This is a genomic window from Intestinimonas sp. (assembly GCF_026169115.1).
Classification (GTDB): Bacteria; Bacillota; Clostridia; order Oscillospirales; family Oscillospiraceae; genus Intestinimonas.
The window spans coordinates 1-4,224 of sequence record NZ_JAPFEA010000017.1 but is presented as its reverse complement, the minus strand read 5'-3'; the positions used below and the strand labels follow the sequence as shown (position 1 = coordinate 4,224).

The window sequence follows — 4,224 nt, the reverse complement described above, 5'->3', positions numbered from 1 at the left end:
GTCCCAACGTGGGCAAGTCCACCCTCTTCAACGCCCTCACCGGTCTCCGGCAGCACACCGGCAACTGGCCGGGGAAGACTGTGGCGGGGGCCGTCGGCCGCCATGTCCGCCACGGCCGGGATTACTTATTGGCCGACCTGCCGGGTACCTATTCCCTCCTGGCCAAGTCCCCGGAGGAGGCCGCCGCCCGGGATCTGCTGTGCTTCGGTGGAGCGGATGCGGCGGTGGTGGTGTGCGACGCCGCCGGCCTGGAGCGGAGCCTGGGGCTGGTGCTCCAGGTGCTGGAAGTCCAGCCCAAGACCGTTGTGTGCGTCAATCTCATGGACGAGGCCCGGAAAAACGGCGTGGAGGTGGACCTGGCCGCCCTCTCGGCGGGGCTGGGGGTGCCGGTGGTAGGGACCGCCGCCGGACGGCGGGAGGGCCTGGAGCCCCTCATGGCGGCGGTGGAGGCCGTCATTGAGGGCCGGGCAGACCTCCACCCTGCGGTGGCAGACTATCCGGCGGCGGTGGATCAGGCGGTTGCCCTGGTGGAGCCGACGGTGGGGGAGACCGGGCTCCCCGCCGGATGGGTGGCCCGCTCCCTCCTGGAGGGAGAGCCCGGCCTGATGGACAGCCTCAAAGCCGCTCTGGGCCGGGATCTGAGACAGGAGGAGCACGTGGCCGCCGCCCTGGCAGAGGCCCAGATCGAACTGGAGAAGGCCGGGCTCACGGGGCCGGCCTTCCAGGAGGCGGTGGCTGCGGCTCAGATCCGCCAGGGTGCGGCGCTGGCAGGCGAGACGGTGCGGGGGAGCGGCGCCGGACCGGATTGGGGACGGAAGCTGGACCGGCTCCTCACCGGACGTTTCACCGGCGCGCCGGCGATGCTCGCGCTGCTGGCCCTGGTATTCTGGATCACCATTTCCGGGGCCCAGGTGCCCTCCGACCTGCTGGCCAAGGGGCTCTTTTGGGTCCAGGACCGGCTGACAGATCTGTTTCAATACCTGGGTGCGCCTGACTGGCTCCACGGCGCTCTGGTGCTGGGGGCCTACCGCACCCTGGCCTGGGTGGTGGCGGTGATGCTGCCCCCCATGGCCATCTTCTTCCCCCTGTTCACTCTGTTGGAGGATCTGGGCTACCTGCCCCGGGTGGCCTTCCTGCTGGACCACGCCTTCCAAAAGGCGGGCTCCTGCGGCAAACAGGCCCTCACCATGGGAAGCCGCCCAGGTGGGATGCCAAAGCAGCAACATCGCCCCGGACCGGGATCGGTCCGGGGCGATGCCTTTGTCAAAGAGATTGGGTGCGGGTACAAAGCCGCTCAAGCAGGGGGCCGCTGTGGCTGACGATGAGGAGCCCCAGGTCCCGGCGCTCGGCCTCCTCCAGCAGGAAGGACCAGATCTGGGCCTGGGTGATGAGGTCCAGCATGGCGGAGAGCTCGTCGCAGAGGAGGAAACGGGTGGCGGGGCCCAGGGCTCTGGCCACGCAGAACCGCTGGAGCTCGCCGCCGGAGAGCTCGGAGGGGTAGCGGGTGAGCCAGCCCGGCTCGATGTGGAGCCCGGCAAGGACCCGTTCTTCCACCGCCCAGCCCTCGGCCAAGGTGGCCCCTAGGGTGCGCAGGGGGTCCACCACCAGCTCGGGGTGCTGCCACACCATCTGCACCGGGCAGTAGCCCCGAAAAGCGGAGAGGGGTTTTCCATCCAGGAGAACGGCGCCAGTGTCGGGGCGGTCATAGCCCGCCAGCAGGCGGCACAGGGTGGTCTTGCCCCGACCAGAGGGGCCGGTCATGCCCAGCCGCTCCCCGCTCTGGAGGGTGAGGTTGACGCCGTCCAGGACGGCGGGGCCTTTGGGGTGGTAGCGGAAGGTGAGGTCTCTGGCTTCCAGAGTCATGCCGGCTCCCCCCTCTCCGGGTGGAGACAGCGGACAAAGCCGCCGTCCAGCGGGCGGTAGGGGACTGTACCGCCGCAGTCTGGGGTGCGTCTGGGGCACCGGGGGGCAAAGGGACAGCCCTCCGGCAGGGCGCCGGGGTAGGGCTGAGCGCCGGGGATGGGGTGGAAGCCGTGCTGGGGGAGGGCCCGCCACAGGGCCCGGGTGTAGGGGTGGCGCAGGTCCTCCAGCCGGTCAAAGTCCTTGGCAGGGGCCTCCTCCACCGTTTCCCCGGCGTAGAAGACGGCCACCTTGTCGGCGATGGTGAGGGCCAGCTCCAGATCGTGGGTGATGAGGAGGACGCCCGCGCCGGCGTCGGAGAGCTCCCGGAAGTGGCCCAGGATACGGCCCGCCGCCCGGGCGTCCAGGCCGGGGGTGGGCTCGTCGGCGATGACCAGGGCGGGGGAGGCGGCCACGGCGGTGGAGATGAGGACCCGGCGGGCCATGCCGCCGGAGAGCTGGAAGGGGTAGAGCCCCTCGGTCTCCGGCCCCAGGCCGTACCGGTCCAGGACGGCCCGGACCCGTTTCCGGTCCCGGCTTACCTGGGGCCCCACCTTCTGGAGCGGGTCCAGATAGCCCACCGACTGGGGCACCAGCACGATCTCACGGCCCCGCAGGGCGGCGGAGCGTTCCGGGGTGAGGGGAGCGCCGTCGTAGGTGACGGTCCCCTCCATATGGGCGTTGTAGGGGAGGATGCCCAGGATGCCGTGGGCCAGCAGGCTCTTGCCCGACCCGCTGGACCCCACCACCGCCGCCACCTGGCCCCGGTCAACGGTCAGGTCCAGGTCACGGATGGCGGGGAGGGTGCGGCGGTGGGTGCCCCGGTCATATTGGGTGAAGGAGATGGAGAGGTGCTCCACCGCAAGAAGGGGAGTCATGGGCGAACCTCCTTGTTCATTGATGGATGGTGGCCGGGTCCAGGATGCGGCGGAGCCGGTCCCCCAGCAGGGCGAAGAGGGCCACCGTAGCCACCAGGGCCAGGCCAGGGAAAAAGGCCAGCCACCATTTCCCGGTGGTGAGGTAGCTCATGCTCTCGGAGAGGATGATACCGATGGCGGGCTGCTCCGGGGAGAGACCGAAGCCCAGGAAGGTGACGCTGGCCTCGTGGAGGATGGCGTGGGGAAAGAGGAGGATGAGACCGGTGAGGAATTGGGGGAGCAGGTGGGGGAGCAGGTGGTCCCGGGCGATCTGGAGCCGGGTGCGGCCCAGCTTTTCCGCCGCCAGGACGTAGGGGGCGCTGCGGAGCTGGAGGACCTCGCCCCGGAGGAGCCGGGCCAGGGAGGTCCAGTGGCTCAGGGATACGCCGGCCACCACGCCCAGAAAGCCCTTTCCAAAGGCCAGGGAGATGAGCATGACCAGCAGAATGTGAGGGATACCCATGACCAGGTCGATGCACCAGGTGAGGAGGGCGTCCACCCGGCGGCCCAGCGTGGCGGCGGCGGTGCCCAGCACCAGAGCCACCACGGCGCTCACCGCCGCCGTCAGCACACCGATGCGGATGCTCAGGGAGAGCCCGGTGAGGGTGCGGGAGAGCATGTCCCGCCCCATCCAGTCGGTTCCAAAGGGATGATTGAGACAGGGGGGGAGGTTTTTGCGGGAGAAATCGGTGACCATGGCGGCGTCAGAGAGAAGAAAGCCGGCCACCGTTACCGCCAGCAGGGCCAGGACGGCGATGGTGGAGAGCAGCAGGGCCCGCTGCCGCTGATTGAGAAGGCGGTCCATGCTAAACGCCTCCTTTCCGGGCGTGGGCCCTGACCCTGGCCCGGATCTTTGGGTCCACCACGCCGTAGAGCAGGTCGGCGATGAGGTTGCCGCCGAAGACCAGGGCGGCGCTGACTACGGTGACTCCCAGCAGCAGGGGGAGGTCGCCGCCCAGACCAGCGGTGACGGCGCACTGTCCCAGCCCCTGGTAGGAGAAGACCTGTTCCACCAGCACCGAGCCGCCGAAGATCTCGCTGATGGAGCCGAACTGGAGGGTGATGGCGGGGAGGGCCATGTTCCGCAGGCCGTGGCGCCAGAGGATGGAGCGGGTGGATTCTCCCCGGGCCCGGGCGAAGAGGACGTAGTCCGATTCCAGCACGTCGCAGAGCTTTTCCCGACTGTGGAGGGTCATGTTGGCAAGACCGGTGACGCTGAGGGTGAGGGCGGGGAGCAGGGCGTGCCGGAGCCGGTCTGCCAGGGTGACGGCGGCGGCCTCGGCGCCGATGGGGGCGGAGAGACCGATGGGCAGCCAGCCCAGCCACACGGAGAAGACCATGAGGAGGAGGATGGCCAGCCAGAAGGTGGGGGTGCTGGAGATGAGGAGGCACCAGCCCCGGATGAGCC

Annotated in this window: 5 protein-coding genes; 1 reads left to right on the top strand and 4 read right to left on the bottom strand. The window is 69.6% G+C overall.

Going from position 1 to position 4,224, the window contains the following annotated elements; genetic code table 11:
* Positions 1–1,319, top strand: a 1,319-nt coding sequence (locus Q0Y09_RS01495; RefSeq protein ID WP_297716678.1) for a FeoB small GTPase domain-containing protein, incomplete at its 5' end; no start/stop codon positions are given.
* Here the strand turns inward: Q0Y09_RS01495 and Q0Y09_RS01490 are convergent.
* The 4 genes from Q0Y09_RS01490 to Q0Y09_RS01475 form a co-directional block, all read right to left on the bottom strand.
* Positions 1,264–1,863, bottom strand: a complete 600-nt coding sequence (locus tag Q0Y09_RS01490; protein WP_297716676.1) for an ABC transporter ATP-binding protein — start codon at positions 1,861–1,863, stop codon at positions 1,264–1,266. The genes Q0Y09_RS01495 and Q0Y09_RS01490 overlap by 56 nt on opposite strands.
* Positions 1,860–2,777 carry an ABC transporter ATP-binding protein gene (locus tag Q0Y09_RS01485; protein WP_297716674.1) on the bottom strand — a complete coding sequence of 306 codons (918 nt, stop codon included), beginning with the start codon at positions 2,775–2,777 and terminating at the stop codon, positions 1,860–1,862. Before Q0Y09_RS01485 ends, Q0Y09_RS01490 begins: the two co-directional genes overlap by 4 nt.
* Positions 2,778–2,793: 16 nt before the next feature.
* Positions 2,794–3,621, bottom strand: coding sequence for an ABC transporter permease (locus tag Q0Y09_RS01480; RefSeq protein ID WP_297716671.1), 828 nt, complete (start codon positions 3,619–3,621; stop codon positions 2,794–2,796).
* 1 nt (position 3,622) lies between these two features.
* Positions 3,623–4,224: ABC transporter permease (locus Q0Y09_RS01475; RefSeq protein ID WP_297716670.1), on the bottom strand; the 602-nt coding region annotated here is incomplete at its 5' end.